Here is a 25,885-nt window from a genome sequence, read left to right on the forward strand (position 1 = left end):
CGGAGATCCGGCTGGAATCCTTTGTGGTGGCCGGTCAGGCGTCAATTTTCATGCTGAATTGTTCAACAATTTATTGGCGCTGCGAGGAGTATAGGGGGAACGCCGGGAGGTGTGTCAATCGGTGGAAAGTACGGAGGGGCGCGGCGAGCCGCGGATGCGCGCAGGCAGGCGAGTGGCGCCGCAAAACAAAAAACGAAATATGGATCAAAACCGTGGCCGTGCCGGCCGCCGGACCGGCTCGCCATGATCGGCAAGCGGGGCGTGTAACGCGTTTCGAAACCTGACGCAATCCGCATTCAACCGCGCCCGCGCCAGGGGATTCCTGTCGCGTTGCGCAACAACAGGCACAATATGCGCTTCGCCGCGCACCGTTGTTCGACTTCGAGCAGCACGGCGCGTGTCGCCGCCGTCCGAACTTTCCCGGTTGTCATGAACGCCTCGCTCACTCCCGCGCGCGAATCGAACTCCCCGCGCTTCCTGTTGTTCCTGATTTGCCTGTTCGCCTCCGCCGGCCAGCTCGCGATCGACATCTACGTGCCTGCGCTGCCCGACATGGCGCGTTCGTTCGCGACCACGCCGCAGGCGATCCAGTCGAGTGTCTCCGGCTACATGGCCGCTTATACGCTCGGCCAGCTGATCTTCGGTCCGGTTGCGGATGCATACGGGCGCAAGCGCGTGCTCGCGTTCGGGCTGGTCATCTACACGATCGGCTGCCTGCTGTCGCTCGGCGCGCCGAACCTGGAGACGTTCGTGCTGGCGCGCTGCCTGCAGGGCTTCGGGATCGCGACCACGAACCTGCTCGCGAAGGCGATCATCACCGACTCGTTCTCGGGCCAGGCGCTGATGCATGCGTTCACCTATATGTCGATCGCGTGGGGGCTCGCGCCGATCATCGCGCCGGTGATCGGCGCGCACCTGCAGGAATGGTTCGGCTGGCGCGCGTGCCTCGTGTTCCTGCTGGTGTATTCGCTGGTGATGTGGGCGCTGCTGTGGCGCTATCGCGAGACCTTGCCGAAGCCGGTCCATCTCGAGCCGCGCACGCTGATGGCGAACGCGGGCAAGGTGCTCGCGAGCCCGGTGTTCCAGAGCTGCTTCCTCGCGCAGGGGCTGTGCTACAGCATCCTGCTGGTGTTCAACATCGTCGGGCCGTTCATGGTGCAGATCACGCTGCACAAGCCGCCGACCTTCTTCGGCTATCTCGCGCTCGGGATTGGGCTGATGTATTTCCTCGGCGGGCTGTCGAACCGGATTCACGGGCGCGGGCTGCCGAGCGCCGAGCAGCGGTTGCGCATCGGCGCACGCGTGATGGCGGGCGCGGCGGTCGCGATGCTGGTGCTGGCGCTGACCGTCGGGCTGCGCGTATGGACGCTCGCGACGCCGGTGCTCGTGATGGGCTTCTGCGCGGGCGCGATGTATCCGACGCTGATGGCGAAGGGCAATTCGCTGTTTCCGCATATCGCGGGGCTGACGAGCGCGATCCTCGGGTGCGCGCTGCTGCTCGTGTCGTCCGCGATGATGGGGCTGGCCGGTTTCGTATCGATTCACGTGCTGACGCCGCTCGCGGTGTTCTTCGTCGCGCTGTCGTTCATCGTCGTGTGGATGGTGACGAAGCTGCTGCGCTACCTCACGCAGCAGCAGGCGGCGAGCGTGGCTTGCGGGAGCGGGGAAGCCGCGTAAGCCGGGTCGACGGGGGCGGCAGCGGCACGCCCGCCGCTCACAGCGGGTGTGCCGCGCCCGCCTGCGCCAGCAGCGAAACCGCAACCGGATCCGGCATCCCGTTCGAATCGATCGCGCCGGCCTTGGCCAGCGCGGCGAGGTCGCTGTCGACGCCCGGTTGGCCGACCACGAACGGCGTCGTCAGGAAGGCCGGCGTCGACAGCGTGACCGCATAGCGCTGCTGCAGATTCGTCACCACCGCCGATTGCGCGGCCTGCACCGTGTTCGGGCTGCCCATCACCTGCTGGAAGTGCGCATTCCCCTGGAAATTGCCGATCAGCCCGGCCGTGTTCGTGCCGAGCTGCGCGGCGAGATAGACGAGCATCAGCTCGGTCTCGGGCGTCGTGTTGAAGGTGCCGCCCGCGTAGGCGAGCGAATGCAGGCTCGTGCCGCTCGACGCGACGGTGATCACGCACGGCAGCACGGCGTTGACCGCCACGCGGTAGTTGCCGCCGCCGTCGGTCAGCGTCGTCGCCGAGCCTTGCGCGCAGCTGACCGTCACCGATGCGCTCGCGAGCGCGGAGCCCGTGGCGGCCGTGCCGGACAGCGCGACGGTTTGCGTGTTGGCGTTGTTGAAGCAGACGTCGACGCCGAAGCAGGCGTCGCCGTTGCAGCCGGCAAGCGTCGCGAGGGCCGCGGCGCACAGCGTGCCCAGCGCGGGGCGGAGGAAGCGCGGATGGCGAAGGTTCATGGTCGCGGGCGGATCGGAAGAGTGAGCGCGGCAGGGCAACCGGCGCGCGCCGACGCTTCGGCGCGCTGTTCGTATTCTAGGTCTCCGATCGCGGGGTTGCTGGCCCGTTTGTTCGCCGCGGCCTGCGGCGTGCGGCATGGCCGGCGCCGGTTACGGCTTGCGCGCGGCCGGTTTGGCGAACGCGCCGCGCACCTCGAAGCCGATCGCATCCGCCACGTTGCCGCGCGAGTCTACGAGTTCGAGCCGATGCCGCCCGGGCCACGGCATCCACGCGATGCGGTCGGCGTGGCCGATCACCTTGTCGTCGAGCCGCCACGCGAACCGTGCGGCATGCCCGGAAGATCGCTCGAACCAGATCCGCTGATTCTTCGGTGGAATGTCCGGATCGATCGCGAAGATCGTGCCGTCGGTCGGCGCACCGATCGTCAGCGGCGCGCGCGCGCCGTCCTTGCCCGGCGTGACGGGCGCGGCGAGCCGGATCGTGTCGAGCGCGGTGCCTGCGACGAACCACTCGTTGCGCGACGGCTCGACGTCGCGCTCGAACGTGATGCGGCGTGCTTCGACGCCGGCCGGCGGACGCGGCGCACGGCTCGGCAGGTCGCGGTGCAGGTAGCCGACGACGGCCGACCAAACCGGCGACGCGCCCGTGACCCCCGATACATCCCACATCGGCGAGCCGTCCGCATTGCCGACCCACACGCCGACCGTATAGCGCGACGTGAAGCCGACGGTCCAGTTGTCGCGCATGTCCTTGCTCGTGCCGGTCTTCACCGCCGAGAAGAAGCGCGTCGCGAGCGGATTGTCGAAGCCGAACGTGCGCACGCGCGCGTTGTTGTCGGCGAGGATGTCGGTGACGACGAAGCTGGCCGCTTCGCTGAACACGCGCGTGCCGTTGTCCGCACGCCCCGCTGCCGATGCGCCGGCAGCGGGCGACGGTGCAGGCAGGTCGACGACCTTGCGCGCGACGCCGCCGTTCGCGAGCGCGCGATACGCATTGGTCAGCGACAGCAGCGTGACGTCCGCGCTGCCGAGCGCGAGGCTGAAGCCGTAGTAGTCGCCTTCCTGCGCGAGCGGCAGGCCGAGCGCGGTCAGCGTGCGCGCGAAGCGATGCGGCGTGACGAGCACGAGCGTGCGCACGGCCGGCACGTTCAGCGAGCCGCCGAGCGCGCTGCGCACGCTCACCCAGCCCTTGAAATCCTTGTCGTAGTTCTGCGGAATGTAGAGGCCGCCGCCGGCCGCGAGGTTGATCGGCGCGTCGTCGAGCAGCGACGCGGCCGTCAGCCGCTTCTCGTCGATCGCCTGCGCATAGAGGAACGGCTTGAGTGTCGAGCCGGCCTGGCGCGGCGCGAGCACGGCGTCGACGTCGCGTGCGCTCGACAACGCGCCCGACGAACCGACCCACGCGCGAATCTCGCCGGTCGCGTTGTCGATCACGACGACTGCGCCGTCCTGCACGTTGCGCCGGTGCGCGGGCGCGTTGAGCTCGGTCAGCGCGCGCGTGAGCGTGTCGCGCGCGAAGCGCTGCAGCGGCGCATCGAGCGTCGTGCGCACCTGCGCGCCGGCCGCGGGCCTGACCTCGGCCGCGATGCGGCGCGCGAAGTGCGGGGCGAGGGCGGCGCCGTCCGCCGTCAGGTCGTTACGCACGGCATTGGCCGGGCGCGCGATCACGAGCTGCACGTAGCCGTCGAGCGACGCGCAGGCCTGCTCCGCGTGCATGTCGCGCAGGATCCGGCACGCACGCTCGGCGACCTTCGCGCTCGCCGCGTTGGGCGCGCGCACCAGCGCTGCCGCGATCGCGGCTTCACGTGCGTCGAGGCCGGACGGCGCCTTGCTGAACAGCACCTGCGACAGCGCGGCGAGCCCGACCGTCTCGCCGCGGAACGGCACGAGATTCAGGTAGGCCTCGAGGATCTGGTCCTTGCGCCAGCCGCGTTCGAGCAGCAGCGCGTTCATCGCCTGCGTGGCCTTCTGCGGCAGCGAGCGCTGGCCCGAGCGGCGCGGTTCGTCATTGAGGAGCCCGGCGAGCTGCATCGTCACGGTCGACGCGCCGCGCGTGCGCTGGTTCCACAGGTTGCCCCATGCCGCACCGGCGATCCCGCGCCAGTCGACGCCGCTGTGTTCGTAGAAGCGCTTGTCCTCGGACACGACGATCGCCTCGCGGAACGCGGGCGACACGTCGGCGAGCGACACCCAGTCGCCGCGCCGTTCGGCGAGGTCGACGCGCGTGCGCTGCAGCGGCGTGCCGTCGCGCGCGAGCAGCACCCAGTCGGAACTGCGCCAGTTGCGGCGCACGTCGTCGTAGCCGGGCAGTGCGTGCGCGACGAGCGGCGCGGCCAGCACGACGGCGACGAAAACGCGGCCGGCGAAGCGCGCCGGCCGCGGCAATCCATGATCGATCATCGCGTACCCGTTACTTGCCCGCGTCGGCCGGCTTCACGGTCATCGGCGGGTTCGGCCACAGGCCGTACACGGACGGTGCGTACAACGCCTCGACGCGCGTCGGCGGCAGCCCGAAGGTGCCGACGTTGTTCAGCCGCACCGTGTACTCGACCGAGAGCTTGCCCTTCGGCAGATAGTCGTAATACGCGCGGTAGCCGTCGAAATCGCGTTCGATGAACGCCGGCCATGCGCCGTCCGGGGATTTCTCGCCTTGCGTCGCGGCTTCCGAATCGCGGCCGAGGCCCGATCCGAGGATCGTCGCGCCTGACGGGATCGGATCGTTGACGACGACCCACGTCATGTCGCTCTGCGCGTCGATGTCGAGATGCACGCGCACGACGTCGCCGCGCGTCAGCACGCCCTTGACGGCGGGCGACACGGGCGTGACGGTCTTCGTGATCCGGTAGCCGGCCGCGAACGGCGCGCGCAGCGGCACGGCCGCGAGGCTTTCGACGGTCGCCCACGGGCGGCCCGTGCCGTCCTGCGTGACGGACAGCGTGGCCGGCGCCTGGGCCGCACGCGGCCACGGCATCAGCACGCTGCGCGCGGCGGCGGCGCGGGTCGCGGGAGTGGCCGACGCGGGGCTGTCGGCGGGCGCGGTCGAGGGTGCCTGCGACCACGAAATCGCGCGCTCGTTGCCGCCGAGCGCGACCTTTGTCGTGCCGGCCACGGGCGTGCTCTCGTAGGTGCGCGAGAAGCGCTCGATCGCGAGCTGGCCGAGTGCGTTCGACGTCGTCGTCTGCCATGCGCCCTGGCGTTGCAGCGCGAGCAGGCCGGTCGCCACGCGCGGCATCTCGTCCTTCCACGCCGGGTCGCCCGCGAATTCCAGCGCGAGACGCGCGGCGTTGGTCTCGTTGCTCGTCATCAGCCACCACAGGTCGTCGTCGCGCGCGGTCGAGAACACGAGCTGCGTGCCCTGGTACGTGAGGCGCGCCCGCAGGATCTGCTCGATCTGCGCGCGTTTCGCGTCGCGCTGCGGGATGTCCTTCACGCGCGTGAGGATCGCGTGATAGTCGAGCACCGCCGACGTCGGCCACTGGTTCGGCGCGATCTCGATCGAACCGAGCATGCGGCCCTGGGCTGCACCGTAGCGCGACAGCGCCTCGATCGCGGCAAGCTTGCGCAGGTCGCGATCCTGGCGCGGAGCCCACGCGTTGCGCTCGATGCGGCCGTCGACGAAACGCGCGAGCCCGGCCTCGAGCTGCGTGCGCAGGTCTTCCGGTAGCGCGAAGCGCGGGTCGAGGCGGCCGGCCTCGTCGGCGACCACGAGCAGATACGACGACAGCGTCGGGCTGCCGTAGTGCGCATCGTCGGAGGACGGCGGGAAGTAGTTCGCTAGTCCGTCGCTGTCGAGGTAGACGGGCATGCGCGCCACCAGCGCCTGCCATTGCGCGGCGTCGTGCAGGCCGATCGCGCGCGACGTCTGCTGTTCGAGGCAGCGGTACGGATAGCGCTCGAACCAGCGCCGCACGCCGGGCAGGCCGTCGGCGAGCTTCGACTGCAGCGACACGGCGATGCCGCCGCGCGGCGCGCCCTGCGCGTTGTTGACGGCGCCGGCCGGGGCGGACACGGGCAGCGTCAGCGTGCCGTCGACCTGGGTGAGCGTGGCCTGCTGCACGGTGACCGGCAGCGCGGGCACGACCTTCTGCGCGACGGCCAGCGCGTCGGACGCGCGCTTGCCGCCTTGCTCGGCCGCCTCGATGCGCCAGTTCAGCGCGCCGGCCGCGTCGAGCGCCTGCTCGGGCACGGTGATCGTCCACGCGACCTCGGTCGCCGCATTGGCCGCGAGCGACACGGTTTGCGGCGCGACGTCGAGGCCCGTCACGCGCGGCGTCACGACGACCTGCATCGCGCGGTCGGTCGTGTTGCGCAGCGTGACCTGCGCGCGGAACGCATCGCCTTCGCGCACGAGCGGCGGCAGGCCGGAGATCAGCTGCAGGTCCTGCGTGCTGCGGATCGACGTGCTGCCGGTGCCGAAGCGGTCCGCGCCGACCGCCGCGATCGCGACGATCCGGAAGCGCGTGAGCGCATCGTTCAGCGGCACTTCGACGGTCGCGCTGCCGTTCGCGTCGAGCGTCACGCGCGGATTCCACAACAGCAGCGTGTCGAACAGCTCGCGCGTCGGCGCGCTGCCGCCGCCGCCGCCGGCCGGCACCGCCTTGCGGCCGAAGTGGCGGCGGCCGACGATTTCCATCTGCGCGGTGGCCGTCTCGACGCCGTACGCGCGTCGCTGCAGCATCGCGTCGAGCAGGTCCCAGCTGTTGTTCGGCATCAGCTCGAGCAGCGCCTCGTCGACGGCCGCGACCGCGATCTGCGTGCCGGCCGGCGCGGGCTGCCCGTTCGGCAGCGTGACCTTCACGTGCGCCTGCGCCTTGCCGCGCACCGTGTAGCGCGTCGCGTCGGTCGTCACGGCCACGCCGAGACGATGCACGCCGGTGCCGACCTTGATCTCGCCGAGGCCATAGCGGAACGCGGGCTTCGACAGGTCGACGAACGCGGTCGGCGCTTCATGGTAGCGGCCTTCGCGCCAGAACGCGCGGGCCCATTCGACCGGCGCCTTCCAGCCCCACGTGAAGAACGAGTACCACGGCACTTCGCGAATCCGGCCGCGCAACGCGAGCACCGACACGTAGACGTTCGGCCCCCACGATTCGCCGACCTTCAGGTCGACGGTCGGGTTCTTGCCGTTCAGCTCGACGACGTGCGTTTCCATCACGCCGCCGCGTTCGACCGCGACGAGCGCGCTCGCGTAGCGGAACGGCATGCGCACCTGGAAGCGGGCCGTTTCGCCCGGTTCGTAGGATGTCTTCTCCGGGATCACGTCGATCCGGTCGGTGTTGTCGCCGCCGAACCAGAGTTGGTCCTCGCGCGTGACCCAGACGGACGTCGACGCATTCGACGTGCGGCCGTCGCCGTCCTTCGCGACCGCGATCAACTGGACGTTGCCGGCCTGTTCGAGCGTCGCGTCGCAGGCCATGCGGCCCTTGTCGTCGGTCTTGCCCGAGCACAGCACGCCGAGGTCGCGCGTATCGCTCTGGTTGTCGTAAGCATAGAAGCCGCCGACCATCCGCTTGCGCGACGTCGTCGTGATGTGCGCGACGCCCTTGATCTCGATCGACACCGAGGCACGCGGCTTGCCCTGCAGGTCGACCGCGAGCGCCTGCACCGGCACGCGCTGGCCGACCGACACCCAGCGGCCGGCCTTGATGCCGGCCACCACCGCGGCCGGCCACAGGATCGTGTCGCCGCGGATCGTCTGCACTTCGCCGTTCGGGTCCGCGAACGTCGCCTCGAGCGCGATGCGCTTCGGCGCGTCGACGTCGGGCAGGCCCTTGAGCGTGACGGAACCCGCGCCGTTGCGGTCGAGCGTCAGCGGCAGCTTGTCCGCGATCAGCTTCGTCGCGTCGGGATCGTTGTTCGCGGCGGATGCGCTGTCGCCGTCCTGCGCATCGTCGTTGGCGTTGCCGTCGCTGTGCTCCGGACGATAGGGCGTGAAGCTGAAGTCCTCGAAGCGATCCGCGAACGGCGGCGACGCCCACTTCATCAGCGCCGACACCTGCACGGGCAGGTTCGATGCGCCGCCGCCCGACACGTAGTCGATCTGCACCGCGAGCGGCGCTTCCTTGACCGCGACGAGCGGGCTCTTCTGCGCGTCGCGCGCGCCGATCGTCCCCTTGAGCACCGGCAGGCGGAACGCCTCGACGCGGAAGCTGCCGCCGTAGTAGCTGGCGGTCGGCGCATCGTCCGGGCCGCCTTCGAGCGACACGCTGTATTCGCCGAGCTTCGCCGCGGGCGGCAGCGTGAACTGCGTGTCTGCGCTATGGTCGGCCGACCACGTGAGCGGCAGCTTGTAGGTCTGGTCGGAGCCGAGATGGCGGATCGTCACGCGTGTCGGGTAGTGCGCCGGGAACGCGAGGCTCTGCAGCGTCTCGGTGCGCAGGAAGTGCTTCATCGACACGGTTTCGCCGGCCCGCAGCAGCGTGCGGTCGAACACGGTATGCGCGCGCACGGTCGGCGCGCTGTCGGTGTCGGTCGGCACGTTGAAGCGCCACGATTCGATCCCGCGGTTCCAGTTCGAGCTGACGAACGCCATGTCGCGGCCCGTCTTCGGATCGTCGACGCGTGCCGACACGAAGTAGTCGTCGAAGCGTTCCGACTGGCTGCATGCGTGTTTCGGCTCGAACGGGCGGTCGATCTTCAGCAGGCCTTGCGCATCGGTCTTGCCCGACGCGATTTCGTCGCCATTGCAGTCCGACACGCGGATCTGCGCGTTCGGCACGGGCTTGCCCTTGTCGAGCGTCGTGACCCACACCAGGTTGTTCTCGCGGCCCTGTTTCAGGTGCACGCCGAGATTCGTGACGAGCACGGTGGTGCGCACGTACATGCTCGACGGCTTCGCGAGCAGCGAGCGGCCGAGCGCGGGCGACGCGAGTTCGAGCACGTAGAAGCCGGGCTTGTCGATCGGCACGCCGACGACCTCGAACGGACGCAGCGCCTTCGGGTCGGCCTTCGGCAGCGTCAGCGCCTGCGCACCCGGTTCGCCGGCGAGCAGCGACAGCGAGCGCACGTCGATGCGGCGGTTCTGCGGCGCGGGCATCTTCTCGCCGGCCTCGAGCGGCACGTAGACGGGGTGCTGGCCCTTGCGCCGCAGCAGGCCCGGGACGCGTTCGTCGATCGTGCCGGCCGTCATCGACCAGTTGTCGAAGCGCTCGACGGTGCGCATCCATTGACGGATCGCGGTGTCGTCGTCGACCTGCAGGTTCGAGAATTGCGCGCCGCTCGTGTTGAGGCCCGCGATGCGCAGGTCGGCCTCGACGTTGCGCAGCGTGACGGGCACGAGTGCCGGCGTATCGGGTTCGGCGAAGCGCTCGACGATCCCGAACGTGCCCGACGAGAATTTCGCGAGCGGCGGCATCGGTGCGGTGCGCGTCGCGAGCGGGAACAGGTCGGCGTTCGAGAGCGTGCGCTCGGTCACGTCGCGCAGGCCGGACGGCAGTTCGATCGTCAGGTTCACCTGCGCGGGCAGCGGCGGGTTGAACGTGACGGTCGTCACTTCGTCGCTGTGGTCGTCGGCCGCGAAGGTCGGCGAAAGCGAACCGTCAGGACCGCGCAGCCGGATCGCCTCGGCGTTCTTGCGCGAGATCGGTGCATTGAACGACAGCGTCAGCGGACGCAGCGGCGTGCAGGGCGCCTTCGCGTTCTCGCGCTCGCACGAGAAGCTCGCGGCGAACGGCGCACGCACGGTGAAGTCGAAGCGGCGCTCGGTGTCGTTCGCGATGCCGCTCGGGCTCGCGACGCCCTTGCCGTAGACGAGCTGCATCTTCGCGCTCGCGGGCAGCGCCTGCGCGCACGACAGCGTCAGCACGCGCGCGGCGTCCTTCTTCAGCCCGAAGTGATCGAGCAGCGCGTTGCGCGCATCGTCGTCGGCGGCCGTGACGGGGATGCGGTTGCCGATGCCGGCCGCTTCGCACCAGATGTTCGCGAGCGCGGAGCGCGGCTCGGCCGGGCCGTTCAGCTTCAGTACGAAGACCTGGCGCTCCTCGATCTCGCGCGAGCCGGGGCGCACCGTCACCGGGAACGGGCCGCCGGTTTGAAACGTGAAGCGGCGCGGGCCGCTGAGCGCATTGCCGGCGACCGAACGCAGCGTGTCGTTGAGCGCGACCGAGCAGCGCACGCCCGGCGGCAGGTCGTTCTCGAAATCGTAGACCCACGTCTTGTCGTCGAGCCAGCGGCCCTGGCCGCGTGCGGCGGTGGAATCGTTGCAGGTCATGCGCGCGGGACTCGGAGCGGTTGCCGAACCGAACGCGACCATCGGTTCGTCGAACTTGACGACGCTCTGCCGGACTTCGGTGACCGTGCCTTGCGGCGACACGCTCACGGTGCGTGCCGCGCCCGCATGCAGCGACAGTGCGGCGGCGCCGCCGAGCGCCGCGATGGCGCCGATGCGCCAGAGCAGCCGTGTGGTGTGATGGGTTGAATGCGTGTTGTTGTGCTTGTCGTGCTGCTTCATCGCTCGATGCCCTCGGAGGGAAGCTTTCTGTTTGATTGCACGCGATTCTAACCGACGGGCATGCGAGCGGATGACGGGACGCGGCGTGTCGCCGGGTTGCGACACGCCGGCATCCCGATACGGAATTGTCGCGTCGACGACACAAAGATGCCGCGAAATGTCGATTGTCTCGGATTGCGGAACATTAAATGGACTATAAAAGCATTGTCCAATCCGAATTGAGCGCGTACATTTCAGGGCCGCGCGAAATTTTGAGAAATATCAAGCGTGGTTTTCCCGAATCCGGTGTTCGAGAGAAGGAAACATGCACAACGACAACACCCCCCACTCGCGTCGCGATCGCGACGCAGCCGCATCCGGCATCACGCGGCGTCAATGGCTGCAGGGCGCACTGGCGCTGACGGCGGCGGGCCTCACCGGCTCGCTGGCGTTGCGGGCCCTGGCCGATAATCCCGGCACCGCGCCGCTCGATACGTTCATGACGCTCTCCGAAGCACTGACAGGCAAGAAAGGGCTGAGCCGCGTGCTCGGCGAACGCTTCCTGCAGGCCTTGCAGAAGGGCTCGTTCAAGACCGCCGACGGTCTGTCGCAACTCGCCGGCGCACTCGCGTCCGGTTCGTTGACTCCCGATCAGCAAACGTCCGCGCTGTCGATTCTCGAAGCCTGGTATCTCGGCATCGTCGACAACGTCGTAATTACCTACGAAGAAGCATTAATGTTCAGCGTCGTGTCCGATACGCTCGTGATTCCTTCGTATTGCCCGAATAAACCCGGCTTCTGGGCCGAAAAACCGATCGAGAGGCAAGGCTGATGGCCGATACCGATACGCAAAAGGCCGACGTCGTGGTCGTCGGGTCCGGTGTCGCAGGCGCGATCGTCGCGCACCAGCTCGCGATGGCTGGCAAGTCGGTGATCCTGCTCGAGGCAGGCCCGCGCATGCCGCGCTGGGAAATCGTCGAACGCTTCCGCAACCAGCCCGACAAGACCGACTTCATGGCGCCGTACCCGTCGAGCCCGTGGGCGCCGCATCCGGAATACGGCCCGCCGAACGACTACCTGGTCCTGAAGGGCGAGCACAAGTTCAACTCGCAGTACATCCGCGCGGTGGGCGGCACGACGTGGCACTGGGCCGCGTCGGCGTGGCGCTTCATCCCGAACGACTTCAAGATGAAGACCGTGTACGGTGTCGGCCGCGACTGGCCGATCCAGTACGACGATCTCGAGCATTACTACCAGCGTGCCGAGGAAGAGCTCGGCGTGTGGGGCCCCGGCCCCGAGGAAGACCTGTATTCGCCGCGCAAGCAGCCGTACCCGATGCCGCCGCTGCCGTTGTCGTTCAACGAGCAGACGATCAAGAGCGCGCTCAACGGCCATGACCCGAAGTTCCACGTCGTGACCGAGCCGGTCGCGCGCAACAGCCGCCCGTACGACGGCCGCCCGACTTGTTGCGGGAACAACAACTGCATGCCGATCTGCCCGATCGGCGCGATGTACAACGGCATCGTGCACGTCGAGAAGGCCGAGCAGGCCGGCGCGAAGCTCATCGACAGCGCGGTCGTGTACAAGCTCGAGACGGGCCCGGACAAGCGCATCGTCGCCGCGATCTACAAGGACAAGACGGGCGCCGACCATCGCGTCGAGGGCAAGTACTTCGTGGTGGCCGCGAACGGCATCGAGACGCCGAAGATCCTGCTGATGTCGGCGAACCGCGACTTCCCGAACGGCGTCGCGAACAGCTCCGACATGGTCGGGCGCAACCTGATGGACCACCCGGGCACGGGCGTGTCGTTCTATGCGAGCGAGAAGCTGTGGCCGGGCCGCGGCCCGCAGGAAATGACGTCGCTGATCGGTTTCCGCGACGGCCCGTTCCGCGCGACCGAAGCCGCGAAGAAGATCCATCTGTCGAACATGTCGCGTATCAACCAGGAGACGCAGAAGATCTTCAAGGCCGGCAAGCTGATGAAGGCCGACGAGCTCGACGCGCAGATCCGCGACCGCTCCGCGCGCTACGTGCAGTTCGACTGCTTCCACGAAATCCTGCCGCAGCCCGAGAACCGCATCGTGCCGAGCAAGACGGCCACCGACGCGATCGGCATTCCGCGCCCGGAAATCACGTATGCGATCGACGACTACGTGAAGCGTGGCGCCGTGCATACGCGCGAGGTCTATGCGACGGCGGCGCAGGTGCTGGGCGGCACGGACGTCGTGTTCAACGACGAGTTCGCGCCGAACAACCACATCACGGGCGCGACGATCATGGGCGCGGACGCGCGCGACTCGGTCGTCGACAAGGACTGCCGCACGTTCGACCATCCGAACCTGTTCATCTCGAGCAGCTCGACCATGCCGACCGTCGGTACGGTGAACGTGACGCTGACGATCGCGGCGCTCGCGCTGCGGATGTCGGACACGCTGAAGAAGGAAGTCTGACCGTGCGGAAATCTACTCTCACCTTCCTCCTCGCCGGCTGTCTCGCGCTGCCGGGCCTCGTGCGCGCGGCCGATTCGGCCGACCCCGCGCAGGTCAAGCGCGGCGAATATCTCGCGGTCGCGGGCGACTGCATGGCCTGCCATACCGCGAAGGGCGGCAAGCCGTTCGCCGGCGGCCTCGGGATGCCGGTGCCGAAGCTCGGCAAGATCTACACGAGCAACATCACGCCCGACCCGGATACCGGCATCGGCAACTGGACGTTCGACGACTTCGAGCGCGCGGTGCGCCACGGCGTGTCGAAGAACGGCGACAACCTGTATCCGGCGATGCCGTACGTGTCGTACGCGAAGATCAGCGACGACGACGTGCAGGCGCTCTACGCGTACTTCATGCACGGTGTCGAACCGGTCAAGCAGACGCCGCCGAAGAACGAGATCCCCGCGCTGCTGAGCATGCGCTGGCCGCTGAAGATCTGGAACTGGCTGTTCCTGAAGGACGGCGCATACCAGCCGAAGCCGGCGCAGAGCGCCGAGTGGAACCGCGGTGCGTACCTGGTGCAGGGCCTCGCGCACTGCAGCACGTGCCACACGCCGCGCGGCGTCGCGATGCAGGAGAAGTCGCTCGACGAAACCGGCGGCAGCTTCCTGTCGGGCTCGGTGCTGGCGGGCTGGGACGGCTACAACATCACGTCCGACCCGAACGCGGGGATCGGCGGCTGGACGCAGCAGCAGCTCGTCCAGTACCTGCGTACCGGCAGCGTGCCGGGTGTCGCGCAGGCAGCCGGTCCGATGGCCGAGGCGGTCGAGCACAGCTTCTCGAAGATGACCGACGCCGACATCGGTGCGATCGCGACGTACGTCCGTACGGTGCCGGCCGTCGCCAACGGCGACGCGAAGCAGTCGCGCTCGTCGTGGGGCAAGCCGGCGGAAGACGGCCTGAAGCTGCGCGGCGTCGCACTGGCGTCGTCGGGCATCGATCCGGCGCGGCTGTATCTCGGCAACTGCGCGACGTGCCACCAGATGCAGGGCAAGGGCACGCCGGACGGTTATTACCCGTCGCTGTTCCACAACTCGACGGTGGGCGCGTCGAATCCGGCGAACCTGGTGCAGGTGATCCTGAACGGCGTGCAGCGCAAGGCCGGCAGCGAGGACGTCGGGATGCCCGCGTTCCGCAACGAGCTGTCGGATGCGCAGATCGCCGCGCTGACGAACTACCTGACCGGCCAGTTCGGCAACCCGGCCGCGAAGGTGACCGAGCAGGACGTCGCGAAGGCGCGTTGAGGCCGGGTACGATGCAGTAAAGGCAGGGCAACTCTGACAAGAAGAGGAGGCACAGCACATCGGGCGGGCCCCGATGCCGGTTGTTGCAGAGCGGGGTGGGCGGCTTTGGCGGCCGCCCGCCCTGGTTCGTTGGCAATCCGGTGCGCGCTGTTCGCGTACCGCTTTCGTTGATCACACCATGACACCGAATCAACCGTTTCTCGCGTCCCAGCGCGATGTGCTGCTGCTGTTGTCCCGGATCCTGCTCGTGATCCTGTTCGTGATGTTCGGCTGGAAGAAGATCGTCGACTTCTCCGGCACGATCGCGTTCATGGGAAGCGAGGGCGCGCCGGCGCCGATCATTTCGGCGGCGATCGCCGTCGTGATGGAGCTGTTCGCCGGCATCGCGCTCCTCGTCGGTTTCCAGACGCGGCCGCTCGCATTGCTGCTTGCGCTGTATACGATCGGCACCGGCTTCATCGGCCATCACTACTGGACGATGTCGGGCGGCGAGCAGATCAACAACATGATTCATTTCTACAAGAACATCGCGATCTCGGGCGGCCTGCTCGCGCTTTGCGCGGCGGGCCCCGGGCGTTTTTCGATCGATCGCGGGTAAACGGCAACGCCGGTGCGCGCATGGGGCGTGTGCCGGATGGTCGAGACTTTGAGGGGGCATCATTTTGCGACTCAAACATTTCGCATCGCTGATCGTGGCCGCCGCACCGGCGGCCGCGTTCGCGCAGACGAGCGTGACGCTGTACGGCCGGATCGACGGCGGCGTCGAATACCTGAACCACATCGCGACGCCCAGCGGCAGCTCGACGCGCTGGAGCGCGGAAGGCGGCGACTGGGGCACCAGCATGTTCGGCCTGAAGGGCTTCGAGGATCTCGGCGGCGGGATGTCGACGGTCTTCAACCTGGAAACCGCGTTCCAGGTGATGAACGGCACGACGGGCGGCGGACGCATGTGGTCGCGCCGCGCGTATGTCGGCCTGAAGAGCGACACGTGGGGCCAGCTGCAGGCCGGCCGCAACCTGTTCATCGACAGCGACGGCGTGTGGGAATTCGATCCGTTCGTGCAGCAGGCGTTTTCGTCTGCATCGCTCGTGCGCGGCCGCAACTGGCAGCAGAGCAGCAACAACGTCGAATATCACAGCCCGGTGATAGGCGGCTTCGACGTGCAGGCGCAGTATGCGTTCGGCAACCAGTCGCGCGGCTTCAACTACGGCGCGGCCGACGACTTCGGCCGCTCGGACGGGATCATGATCTCGTATCACTCGCCGATGCTCGACGTGCGCGGCCTCTACGACGAGTTGCGCGACAACAACGGCAAGTTCAGCAACATCTTCACCGCGTCGCGCGAGTATTTCGTCGGCGCGAACGTGAAGGTGTCGAAGTTCAAGATCCAGGGCGCGTATACGCACTACCAGGCGCCGGACAGCCCGGCGGGCGTCGCCGATCGCGCCGATCACTACTGGCTCGGCGCGACCTATACGGCCAATCCGCAGTGGGCGGTGACGGGCGGCGGGTATTACGTGAAAGTCGGCGACGGCGGCGGCGACGCGTCGCACGATCCGTCGGGCCACGCGATCATGTACGTGCTCGGCACGACGTACAACCTGTCGAAGCGCACGTTCCTGTACGGGACGGTCGCGTACGTGCGCAACGGCGGGAATTCGAACTTCTCGCTGCTCGCGTCGCCGCGCGACGCGACGTCGGGCACGAGCCCGATGACGGGCGAGTCGCAGACGGGCGCGTATGTGGGGATGATGCATACGTTCTGAGCGGGGCGGCGCGCACGCAAGGCACGGGTGAGGGTGGCCCGTGCCTTGTTGCGTTTACGGGGGCCGGCGTGCGGCGTGCCGTATGCGTTGCCGGTCAGAACCCGCACGCCTCGGTCGTCGTCAACGTCGCGAACGGCCCGCCGAGCGTCGCATTGTGATGCGCGACGATCCGCTCGGCCGGCAACGCGGGCGTATCCATGCAGGTATGCGCATCGGCGACGAGCACGGCGCGAAAGCCGAGATCGGCGGCCGCGCGGCACGCCGTGTCGATGCAGTACTGCGTCTTCATCCCCGCAATCACGATCTCGCCGATCCCGGCCGCGTGCAGCCACTCGGCAAGCCGCGTGCCCGCGAAACAACTCGGCCGGGTCTTGTCGAACACGATGTCGCGTGCCGTATCGATCGCGAGCGCCGGCAGCAATGCGGCGAGCGGCGCATCGGGCGCGATCGGCGTACCCGCCGGGCCGGTGTGGCGCACGGCGAACACGGGCGCGCCGGCTTCATGTGCGCGGCGAATCAGCCGGTTGACGTTGGCCAGCACGCGTTCGCCGTCATGCGGACGATCGGGGCCATGGAACAACCCGACTTGCATGTCGACGACGAGCAGCGCACGTTTCGGGGATGGGGCTTCGGACATCGCGTTTCTCCTGAGTGGCCGATACGGACGGAGAAACGACGAGACCCCGTCCGGAACCGGCGGGGCCTGTGGAAATCGGTGAAGGGCGCTACGACCTTGCGCGCACTGGCCGCACGGGCCCGCCGAAGGCGGTCGTGCGCGTAGTCGTCGAAAGGGTGAGCGTGGCGTCGTGCATGGAGCGATCATGCACGATGCGCGTTCGCTGCGTCAATGACGTGTCGCACGTCCCGCGCCGCCACCGCTCAATCGAGCGCCTTCCCGGCCTTCTCGTCCATGCAGCGAATCGCGAGCAGCGTGAGCACGCCGCAGCCGATCGCATACCACGCGGGCGCATTCGGATTGCCGGTCGCCGCGATCAGCCACGTGACGAAGAACTGCGCGAAGCCGCCGAAGATCGCGACGCCCACGCTGTACACGAGCGCGCCGCCGGTCGCCCGCACCGCCCGCGGGAACAGCTCGCCGAGCATCGCACCCGTCGCGCCGATGTTGATCGCGTGCACGATCGACAGCGCGGCGATGATCGACAGCAGCGACGCGGCGCCCGGCCAGCGGTTCAGCGCGATGAACGCTGGATAGATCGCGGCCATCAGCACGATGCGCGTCCACCAGACGATCCGGTTGCGGCCGAACACGTCGGACAGGTGCCCGCCGATCGGCGTCACGAGCATCAGGATCGCGCCGGCGACGCAGCCGGCCGTCATCGACAGCCAGGTCGGCAGATGCAGCACCTGCACGCCGTAGATCGCCATGTAGAACACGATGATGTAGTGGATCGACGTGCCGCCGATCGTCACGCCGAGACCGGCGAACACGGCCTTGCCGTGATGGCGCAGCACGTCGGCGAGCGGCAGCGACGCGACGGGTTCGTCGTGCGCGGCGGCCGGCGTGGCGGCCGGCACTTCCTCGACGGTGCGGCGCAGCCAGTAGCCGAGCGGCACGAACAGCGTGCCGATGATGAACGGCACGCGCCAGCCCCAGCTCTCGAGTTGCGCGGCGTTGAGCGTCGACGTCAGCGCGACGCCCGTGAGCGCCCCGGCGAGCGCCGCGAGCCCCTGGCTCGAGAACTGGAACGACGCGTAGAAGCCGCGGCGATGCTGCGGCGCCTGTTCGAGCAGCAGCGTCGTCGACGCGCCGACTTCGCCACCCGATGCAAACCCTTGCAACAGGCGCGCAAGCACGAGCAGCAGCGGCGCGGCGAGGCCGATCTGCGCGAAGGTCGGCGCGATCGCGATCGTCGCGGTGCCGAGCGCCATCAGCAACAGCGTCAGGATCATCGCCTTCTTGCGGCCGGCGCGGTCGGCATACATGCCGATCACGAGGCCGCCGAGCGGGCGTGTGACGAAGCCGACGCCGAAGCTCGCGACCGCGAGCATCAATTGCCCGAACGACGAGTGCACCGGGAAGAACAGCTTGCCGATCAGGATCGCGAAGAAGCTGTAGACCGTGAAGTCGTAGAACTCGAGCGCGTTGCCGACCGCGGCGGCCGCGATCAGGCGGCGTTTCTTCGCGGCGGCGCGGGCATCGGCCGGCGAGCCGGCGAACGGAAGGGCGGACGTTTCCATGAGGTTCCCCTGCTAAGGCGCGGAACTGCGTGATGAAGGGCCGTCAGGCCGCGAGCCAGGCTTCGGCGACGCGGACCCAGTAACTCGCGCCGATCGCGAGGATGTCGTCGTTGAAGTCGTAGCCGGGGTTGTGCACCATGCAGCCGCCCTTGCTGCCGATGCCGTTGCCGATGAACGCATAGCAGCCGGGGCGTGCTTCGAGCATGTAGGCGAAGTCCTCGCTGCCCATCAGCGGCGCGGCTTCGGTTTCCACGCGATCGGCGCCGAGCATCTGGCGGGCGATGTCGGCCGCGAATGCGGTCGGTTCGGGATGGTTCACGAGGACCGGATAGCCGTAGTCGTAGTCGACTTCCGCCGTGATGCCGAAGCTTTCCGCCTGGCCCTTCGCGAGCGCGTCGATCCGGCGTGCGAGCAGCGCGCGCACGTCGGCGTCCAGCGCGCGCACCGACAGCTTCATCACGACGGTTTCCGGAATGATGTTGAAGGTCTCGCCGGCCTGCACGCTGCCGACGGTGATCACGGCCGCATGCTGCGCATCGACCTCGCGCGCGACGATCGTCTGCAGCGCGACCATGATGCTGCCCGCGGCCGACATCGGGTCGCGCGCGAAGTGCGGCATCGCGCCGTGACCGCCGACGCCGCGCAGCGTGATCGTCACGCGGTCGGCCGACGCCATCGCGGCACCGGCGCGGAACGCCATGTCGCCGGCGGCGCGGCCCGGCATGTTGTGGATCGCGAAGATCGCGTCGCACGGGAAGCGCTCGAACAGGCCGTCGTCCATCATCGATTTCGCGCCGCCGAAGTTTTCCTCGGCCGGCTGGAAGATCAGGTTCAGCGTGCCCGAGAACTGGCGCGTGGCGGCGAGGTGGCGCGCCGCGCACAGCAGCATCGCGGTGTGGCCGTCATGACCGCATGCATGCATCTTGTTTGCGTGGCGGCTCGCGTACGGCAGGCCGGTGGCTTCGGCGAGCGGCAGCGCGTCCATGTCGGCGCGCAGGCCGACGGTGCGCGTGCCTTGTCCTTCGCGCAGCACGCCGACGACGCCCGTCTTGCCGATGCCGCGATGCACTTCATAGCCCCACCCCGTGAGCAACTCGGCGACGAGATCGCTGGTCAGCGTTTCCTCGAACGCGAGCTCCGGATGCGCGTGGATGCGGCGGCGCACGTCGATCAGGTCGGGGGCGATCGCGGCGATGCCGGGGATGACGGGGTTCACGGCGTGCAGCATGGTGTCTCCTGTGGAGCAGGTGAGGCAGGTGGGGCCGGTGGGCGTTTGACGCACATATGACGGCCAAGCATATAAATTTCTGTCGGGTACCAGAAGCTGCTAAATTGCTTTGGTGCTCACCACCGGTTGCCGCTCGGGAATACCCTGATCCGCTGCGCGTGGCCGGGCGTCGGGTTTCCACGAATCACGCATGCCGCCATGAAATACCATCAGCTGAAAGCGTTCGTCACCGTCGCGGACGAAGGGAGCATCCGCGCGGCCGCGCGGCGCCTGAACGTGTCGCCGGCGGCGCTGACGAAGGCGGTCAAGGAGCTGGAGATCGCGCTCGGCGTGTCGCTCGTCGTGCGCACCGCGCGCGGCGTGCAACTCACCGCGTTCGGCCAGCAGCTGCAGGTGCGCGCGCGGCTGATCGTCGCCGAGATGCAGCGGGCGCGCGACGACATCGAGCAGGCGCAGGGCGCGATGACGGGCTCGGTCGCGGCGGCGATCACGCCGGCCGCGGCGGTGACGATCCTGCCCGACGCGTTTCGCGCGTTTCGGCGGCGCTTTCCGGTCGCGCGCGTCAATCTGATCGAAGGGTTTCCCGGCGTCGCGCTGCCGCGGCTGCACGACGGCTCGCTCGATTTCGCGGTCGCCGTCGTCGTGCCCGAACTGCTGGCGGCCGAGTTCGACCACGCGGAACTCTATGCGAGCCGATCGCTGATCGTCGCGCGCAAGGGGCATCCGCTCGCATCGGCCACGTCGCTGGCCGATCTCGTCGAGGCCGACTGGCTGATGAATCCGTCGCCGGAAAGCTCGACCCAGGTGCTGTTCAACTCGTTCGTCGCGTACGGGCTGCCGGTGCCGCAGCGGGTCGTCGAATGCCCGAGCTTCGGGCTCGCGCACAGCCTGATGACGGGCTGCGACCTGATCGCGTCGATGCCCGAACAGCTGCTGCAGGGCGAGTGGGCGCGCGACCAGCTCGCGGTGCTGCCGATCCGCGAGCGGCTGCCCGGCGTGTCCGTGCAGGTCGTCACGCGTCGCGACAGCCCGCTCACGCCGGCCGCGTCGATGCTGCTCGACTGCCTGCGCGATTCCGCGCGGCGCAAGGGGCTCCGATGAGTCGGGCAATGCATCGCGTAGTGATCCTGAACATCTGCCGCGCACCGCGGACCATTCCCGCTCGCGGCGCGCTCGCCGCGAGCCGGTATCATAGCGGCCGGCCCGCCGTTCCGGCCGGCTTCCGACAACACGCCATCCGGCATCCAGCAATCAGAGGCATCACATGACCAGTGCAACCCAATTCGACAACGTATCGGTCGTCAAGCGCGCGAACGTCTATTTCGACGGCAAGTGCGTGTCGCATACCGTGCTCTTCCCGGACGGCACGCGCAAGACGCTCGGCGTGATCCTGCCGTGCGCGCTCAACTTCGGCACGGACGCGCCCGAATTGATGGAAGTGCAGGCCGGCAAGTGCCGCGTGAAGCTCGACGGCAGCAGCGAATGGCAAACCTACGGCGCCGGCGAGTCGTTCTCGGTGCCGGGCAAGAGCCGCTTCGACATCGAAGTGCTCGAGACGCTCGACTACGTCTGCAGCTACCTGTAAGCGCATGAGCACCGGCCGCGGCATGCGCGCGCGGCCGATGCGCCCAAACAAAAAGCCCCGCTCGAAGCGGGGCTTGTCGCATGCGGACGGCGCAACGCTGTCCGGCGCGGAGCTTACAGGCAGGCGTTGATGTCGCCCGCGGAAGCGGCGTCGCCACGCATGCCGACCCACGTCTTCGCGCCCGGCTTCGACGCCGGACGAACCATCGCGGCCGCGCCGTTCGGCGGTTGCTGGCCCGGTACGTAGACATCGGTCGCGAGGCCGTTGGCGAGCACGTTCTGCGTGACCACCTGTTGCTGCGACTTGTCGGCCCAGGTCTTTGCGATGCACGCCGACACGTCCTCCGCGGACTTCTGGCTTTGCCCCACGTTCTGCATGGCCGGATCGGCTGCGTGTGCGGAAATTGCCACGGTCAATGCGATGAGCGGTAAGTATTTCACGTTCACGTTTTATCTCCCTCGAGTCGTGATTGATTGAGCGGGATGCGCAGCAGAACTTGAACTGCGTTCTTGTGAGATTGCATCGGACAAATGCGGTTCCGGCGATTCCGAAACAAGTTGTTAACACGCTTGCCAAACGACAATCCGGATGCTGTCCGTTCTGTTGCGATGCGGCATGGGTCGCGCACGGCCCGCGTGGAGGCGGGGACGCGGCGACGACGTCATGCGTCGTGAGGTCGGCTCGCTGCCCTGTGGTGTGGCGGATTGACGGCCGCGGCGCGCTGCATGTATCTGCATGTCGCGCCGCGACGCTTCTTTATTGGATGACGAAGTGGAATGGCTGAAAGGGTGGCCCCGTCGCATGAGCACCATGATGACAAACTTTCGTCCGATGAATTGTCAACCAAGTTTAAACGCCGACGCGGCGGAATGCGAACCGGCGCGCAGGGTGCGCGCCGATCCGGAACGGCGGGGGACGGTGAAGCGCGCGGTACGTATCAGCTGGCCTTGCGCGCACCGGCGTCGCGCAGGTTGACCGGTACGACCGGGCGGAAGCGTTCGCGCTTGTGTTCGTCGTCGAAGTGCTGGAGCGCGGGCTTGATGAGATCGCTGCGCGACACGATGCCGATGATGCGCAGCGATTGCGGATCGTCGACGACCGGCAGGCGTTCGAGGCCGAGCATCGCGAGCCGCGACGCGACTACGCGGCACGTTTCGTGCGCGTGCGCGACGGCCGGCGCACGATCGATGAACGCGTTCGCGAGCGCCGCGCCGGGACCGGCTTGCGCACGCTGCGCGTCGAGCGTCGCGCGATCGACGAGACCGAGCAGGCGTCCGTTCTGCACGACGGGGTACGCACGGTGCGTCTGCTTCGCGCCGAAGTACTGCGACTCGACGGCGTCGAGCGTCGTGGCGCCGTCGATCGCGACGAGCTCGTCGGCCGGCGTCATCACCTCGGCCACGTCATGGCGTTCGAGCGGATCGACGCCGTATTCCCGGTAGATGTGGTAACCGCGGCGCGCGATCTTTTCCGTCATGATCGAACGCTTCATCACGACGGTCGCGAAGCCGTGCGCGACGAGCGTCGCCGCGAGCAGCGGCAGCAGCGCGTTCGCGTCGTGCGTGAGGCCGAACGCGAACACGATCGCGGTCAGCGGCGCACCGAGCGTGGCGCCGAGCGTCGCGGCCATGCAGACGAGCGGCCACAGCGCCGGATCGCCGCCGGGCAGCACCGGCGACAGCACGGTGCCGAGGCCCGCGCCGAGCATCAGCAGCGGGGCGAGTACACCGCCGGACGTGCCGGAGCCGAGCGCGATCACCCACATCACGGCCTTCACGGTCAACAGTGCGAGCGCGATCTTCAGCGCGATGTGCTGGTGCAGCAGGTCGCCGATCACGTCGTAGCCGACGCCGAGCGCGCGCGGCTCGAGCCAGCCGCCGATGCCGATCACGATCGCGCCGAGCGCCGGCCACCACATCCAGTGCACCGGCAGCTTCGCGAAGGTGTCCTCGACGCGGTACAGCGCGGCCGACAGGCCGCACGCGAGCGCGCCCGACAGCAGGCCCGCGACGATGCACGACAGCAGCGCGACGGGCGTCGGCGGCGCCGTGGTCAGCGCAAACAGCGGGTCGACTCCGAAGAACACGGCGCGGGCGAAACCGGCGACCGCGCAGGCGAGCGCGACCGGCAGGAAACTGCGCGGACGCCATTCGAACAGCAGCAGTTCGACCGCGAGCAGCACGGCGGCGACCGGCGTGCCGAACACGGCGGTCATGCCGGCGGCCGCGCCCGCGACGAGCAGCGTCTTGCGCTCGGCGGCGGTCACGTGCACGCATTGCGCGATCAGCGAGCCGAGCGCGCCGCCCGTCATGATGATCGGGCCTTCGGCACCGAACGGTCCGCCGCTGCCGATCACGACACCCGACGACAGCGGCTTGAGGATCGCGACCTTCGGCGACATGCGGCTCTTGCCGAACAGGATCGCCTCGATCGCTTCGGGAATGCCGTGGCCGCGGATCTTCTCCGAACCGAAGCGCGCCATCAGCCCGACGATCAGCCCGCCGATCACCGGCACGACGATCACCCATGCGCCGAGCGTGTGGTGCGCGGGCGAACGGTCGGCGAACGAAAACTGCTGGAAGAAGAACAGGTTCGTGAACAGGTGGATCAGGCTCGACAGCACGAACGCCGCCAGCGTGCCGAGCAAGCCGATCCCGGCAGCGAGCAACGCGATCCTGGGCAGGCGTTCGTTGGTCGAGAAGTCGCGTTTGTGTGGTGCGTTCATCGGCGTGAGGATAGGTCGGTAAAGCCAGGGTCAGTTATTGATCTGCGGAACCTGGAACGTGCCCTTGAGCGATTTCAGTTCCGCGCGATGCATGGCCGCGAGGTGGGCGAGCAGCGTCTCGCCGGCTTCCTCGAGGTGGACCTCGACCTGCCGGCGGTCCGCTTCGCTCGTCTTGCGCTTCACGAGCCCGAGCGCCTCGCAGCGCGTCACCAGCGCAACGACGCCGTGATGCTGCGCCTGCAGGCGTTCCGCGAGTTCGCCGATGGTGGCCCATTCGCGGTGCGGATAGCCCTTGATGTGCAGCAGCAGCAGGTACTGCAGCGGCGTCACGCCTTCGCTTTGCGCGGCGCGTTCGGAGAAGCGCTCGAAACGGCGCATCTGGTAGCGGAACTCGGACAGTTGCTGGAAATCGCTTTTGGTCAGCGCGCGTCGGATATCGGTCATTGCGGTCGGTCGGGCAGCAGTTTCGGTAACGCTAAATATATCACAATATGATATAAGTGGCCGAATTTCGGCGAAATGGATACATTGCGCTATCGTCGGCTCCGTTGAGCGTCCGCGTTACGCGGCTTCGAGCATCTGCGTCTGGCGGTACAGGCCGGTGACGAGATCCGTCTGCGTGATGATGCCGACGAGCCGACGCGATGCGTCGACGACCGGGATGTGGTGATGGCCCGAATGCGTAAACAGCGGCACCAGCGCGGTGATCGACATGGTCTGCGGCACGGATGCGACGTCGCGGGTCATCACGGTCGCGACGCTGGGCGGCCGGCCGCCGAACGATTGCGGCAGCCGCGCGGCCAGCCGCCGCCACAGCGGGACCGGGCGGCGCAACGGGCGCGTGAGGTCGGCGCGCGTGACGATGCCGACCAGGCGATCGCTGCCGTCCACGACGGGCAGCGCCTTCACGCGATGGCGGTCGAGCAGCGTCAGCGCGGCCGTGACCGACGTCGACGGCGCGACTTCGATCGCGTTCGTCGTCATCAGGTCGGCGCACGTGAGCTGGCCGAACGTGCGCGCATAGGCTTGCATCTCGGTTTCGCGCAGCAGCATTTCGAGGTCGTCCGGGTCGACGTCGAGCCATTCGCCGCGGCGCTTCAGCACGGCGTCGAGATCGGCGCGCGTGAAGCCGCCGCGTGCCGGCGCGGCGCTGCCGCCTTGCGGCTTCGCGTCGTGGCGCACGCCGCCGTGCGGATAGCGGTGGCCCGTCAGCGCGTGGTACACGAGCGCGGCCGACAGCAGGATCGCCGATTGCAGTGCGATCGGCTCGACCACGAAGCGGAAGCCGAGCGCGTGGATCGCCGGGCCGCCGAGCACGGCCGTCAGCGCGACCGCGCCCGACGGCGGGTGCACGCAGCGCAGCGCGAACATGCCGCCGATCGCGAGGGCGACCGCGACCGCGGCGGCCGTGATCGGATCGGCGATCCACTGCGCGCAGGCGACGCCGACGGTCGCCGCCACCAGATTGCCGCCGATGATCGACCAGGGCTGCGCGAGCGGACTCGCGGGCACCGCGAACAGCAGCACGGCCGACGCGCCCATCGGCGCGACGAGCAGCGGCACGAGGCCCGGCACGCCGGGCAGCAGCCGCATCGTGACGCCGACCGTCGCGATCCCGACGAGCGCGCCCGCGCACGAGCGCATGCGCTCGCGCCAGCCGAGCGTCATCGGATGGGGAATGAAGCTGTGCAGCCATTGGCGGAAGGTGCGGCGCGACGGGGAGGAGCCTGACGACATGGACGATTGAGCGGTAAACGTGACGATGCGGATGACGCAGCGCGAGGACGTCGAGGATTATATCGCGTCGTGATATAAA

The 25,885-nt window shown here is 68.3% G+C and carries 18 protein-coding genes; 8 read left to right on the forward strand and 10 right to left on the reverse strand.

Features of this window, described 5'->3' with window-relative positions; translation table 11 throughout:
• The first annotated feature begins 429 nt into the window (after nt 1-429).
• Nucleotides 430-1,677 carry a multidrug effflux MFS transporter gene (locus PL79_RS31185; RefSeq protein ID WP_044843282.1) on the forward strand — a complete coding sequence of 416 codons (1,248 nt, stop codon included), beginning with the start codon at nt 430-432 and terminating at the stop codon, nt 1,675-1,677.
• Nucleotides 1,678-1,714: 37 nt separating this feature from the next.
• Here the strand turns inward: PL79_RS31185 and PL79_RS31190 are convergent, their stop codons facing one another.
• The 3 genes from PL79_RS31190 to PL79_RS31200 form a co-directional block, all read right to left on the reverse strand.
• A complete protein-coding gene (locus PL79_RS31190; RefSeq protein WP_044843283.1) occupies nt 1,715-2,407 on the reverse strand; it encodes a hypothetical protein in 693 nt (230 codons plus the stop codon).
• 150 nt (nt 2,408-2,557) lie between these two features.
• Nucleotides 2,558-4,807, reverse strand: coding sequence for a penicillin-binding protein 1C (gene pbpC, locus PL79_RS31195; RefSeq protein ID WP_044843284.1), 2,250 nt, complete (start codon nt 4,805-4,807; stop codon nt 2,558-2,560).
• A gap of 10 nt (nt 4,808-4,817) precedes the next feature.
• Nucleotides 4,818-10,856 (reverse strand): MG2 domain-containing protein, encoded by a 6,039-nt coding sequence (locus tag PL79_RS31200; protein ID WP_044843285.1) that lies wholly within the window; start codon nt 10,854-10,856, stop codon nt 4,818-4,820.
• A gap of 304 nt (nt 10,857-11,160) precedes the next feature.
• Here PL79_RS31200 and PL79_RS31210 point away from each other — a divergent pair, with 304 nt between their 5' ends.
• The 5 genes from PL79_RS31210 to PL79_RS31230 all read left to right on the forward strand — a co-directional run bounded on the left by PL79_RS31210 (nt 11,161) and on the right by PL79_RS31230 (nt 16,332).
• A complete protein-coding gene (locus tag PL79_RS31210) occupies nt 11,161-11,667 on the forward strand; it encodes a sugar dehydrogenase complex small subunit (RefSeq protein ID WP_044843286.1) in 507 nt (168 codons plus the stop codon).
• Nucleotides 11,667-13,286 carry a GMC family oxidoreductase gene (locus PL79_RS31215; RefSeq protein WP_044843287.1) on the forward strand — a complete coding sequence of 540 codons (1,620 nt, stop codon included), beginning with the start codon at nt 11,667-11,669 and terminating at the stop codon, nt 13,284-13,286. Before PL79_RS31210 ends, PL79_RS31215 begins: the two co-directional genes overlap by 1 nt.
• A 2-nt stretch (nt 13,287-13,288) precedes the next feature.
• The gene (locus PL79_RS31220; RefSeq protein ID WP_044843288.1) at nt 13,289-14,566 is read left to right on the forward strand and encodes a cytochrome c; all 1,278 of its coding nucleotides are present in this window, start codon (nt 13,289-13,291) and stop codon (nt 14,564-14,566) included.
• 178 nt (nt 14,567-14,744) lie between these two features.
• Nucleotides 14,745-15,164 carry a DoxX family protein gene (locus PL79_RS31225; RefSeq protein ID WP_044843289.1) on the forward strand — a complete coding sequence of 140 codons (420 nt, stop codon included), beginning with the start codon at nt 14,745-14,747 and terminating at the stop codon, nt 15,162-15,164.
• Between the two features lie 64 nt (nt 15,165-15,228).
• Nucleotides 15,229-16,332, forward strand: coding sequence for a porin (locus PL79_RS31230; RefSeq protein ID WP_135801184.1), 1,104 nt, complete (start codon nt 15,229-15,231; stop codon nt 16,330-16,332).
• Between the two features lie 94 nt (nt 16,333-16,426).
• On the opposite strand, the gene PL79_RS31235 is transcribed toward PL79_RS31230, so the two are convergent.
• The 3 genes from PL79_RS31235 to PL79_RS31245 all read right to left on the reverse strand — a co-directional run bounded on the left by PL79_RS31235 (nt 16,427) and on the right by PL79_RS31245 (nt 19,759).
• Entirely contained in the window at nt 16,427-16,969 is a 543-nt protein-coding gene (locus PL79_RS31235) for a cysteine hydrolase family protein (RefSeq protein WP_044843291.1), read from the reverse strand.
• 242 nt (nt 16,970-17,211) lie between these two features.
• On the reverse strand, nt 17,212-18,531 hold the full coding sequence (locus PL79_RS31240; protein WP_044843292.1) for an MFS transporter: 1,320 nt from the start codon (nt 18,529-18,531) through the stop codon (nt 17,212-17,214).
• 43 nt (nt 18,532-18,574) lie between these two features.
• Nucleotides 18,575-19,759, reverse strand: coding sequence for a M20 aminoacylase family protein (locus PL79_RS31245; protein WP_044843293.1), 1,185 nt, complete (start codon nt 19,757-19,759; stop codon nt 18,575-18,577).
• Between the two features lie 198 nt (nt 19,760-19,957).
• Between PL79_RS31245 and PL79_RS31250 the strand changes: the two genes are divergently transcribed.
• Both PL79_RS31250 and ppnP read left to right on the forward strand, forming a co-directional pair.
• Nucleotides 19,958-20,860: a LysR substrate-binding domain-containing protein gene (locus tag PL79_RS31250; RefSeq protein WP_044843294.1), complete on the forward strand. Its 903-nt coding sequence runs from the start codon at nt 19,958-19,960 to the stop codon at nt 20,858-20,860.
• Between the two features lie 163 nt (nt 20,861-21,023).
• Nucleotides 21,024-21,344: a pyrimidine/purine nucleoside phosphorylase gene (gene ppnP / locus PL79_RS31255; RefSeq protein ID WP_006478890.1), complete on the forward strand. Its 321-nt coding sequence runs from the start codon at nt 21,024-21,026 to the stop codon at nt 21,342-21,344.
• 113 nt (nt 21,345-21,457) lie between these two features.
• Here ppnP and PL79_RS31260 read toward each other — a convergent pair whose 3' ends face one another.
• The 4 genes from PL79_RS31260 to PL79_RS31275 form a co-directional block, all read right to left on the reverse strand.
• Nucleotides 21,458-21,790, reverse strand: a complete 333-nt coding sequence (locus tag PL79_RS31260) for a hypothetical protein (RefSeq protein WP_185643516.1) — start codon at nt 21,788-21,790, stop codon at nt 21,458-21,460.
• 491 nt (nt 21,791-22,281) lie between these two features.
• Nucleotides 22,282-24,069: a chloride channel protein gene (locus PL79_RS31265; protein ID WP_044843295.1), complete on the reverse strand. Its 1,788-nt coding sequence runs from the start codon at nt 24,067-24,069 to the stop codon at nt 22,282-22,284.
• A gap of 30 nt (nt 24,070-24,099) precedes the next feature.
• Nucleotides 24,100-24,513: a MarR family winged helix-turn-helix transcriptional regulator gene (locus PL79_RS31270; RefSeq protein ID WP_044843296.1), complete on the reverse strand. Its 414-nt coding sequence runs from the start codon at nt 24,511-24,513 to the stop codon at nt 24,100-24,102.
• A 117-nt stretch (nt 24,514-24,630) separates the two neighbouring features.
• Nucleotides 24,631-25,806 (reverse strand): HPP family protein, encoded by a 1,176-nt coding sequence (locus PL79_RS31275; protein WP_044843297.1) that lies wholly within the window; start codon nt 25,804-25,806, stop codon nt 24,631-24,633.
• Between the last annotated feature and the right edge of the window lie 79 nt (nt 25,807-25,885).

It is taken from the genome of Burkholderia sp. USMB20 (assembly GCF_000949135.2).
Lineage (GTDB): Bacteria > Pseudomonadota > Gammaproteobacteria > Burkholderiales > Burkholderiaceae > Burkholderia.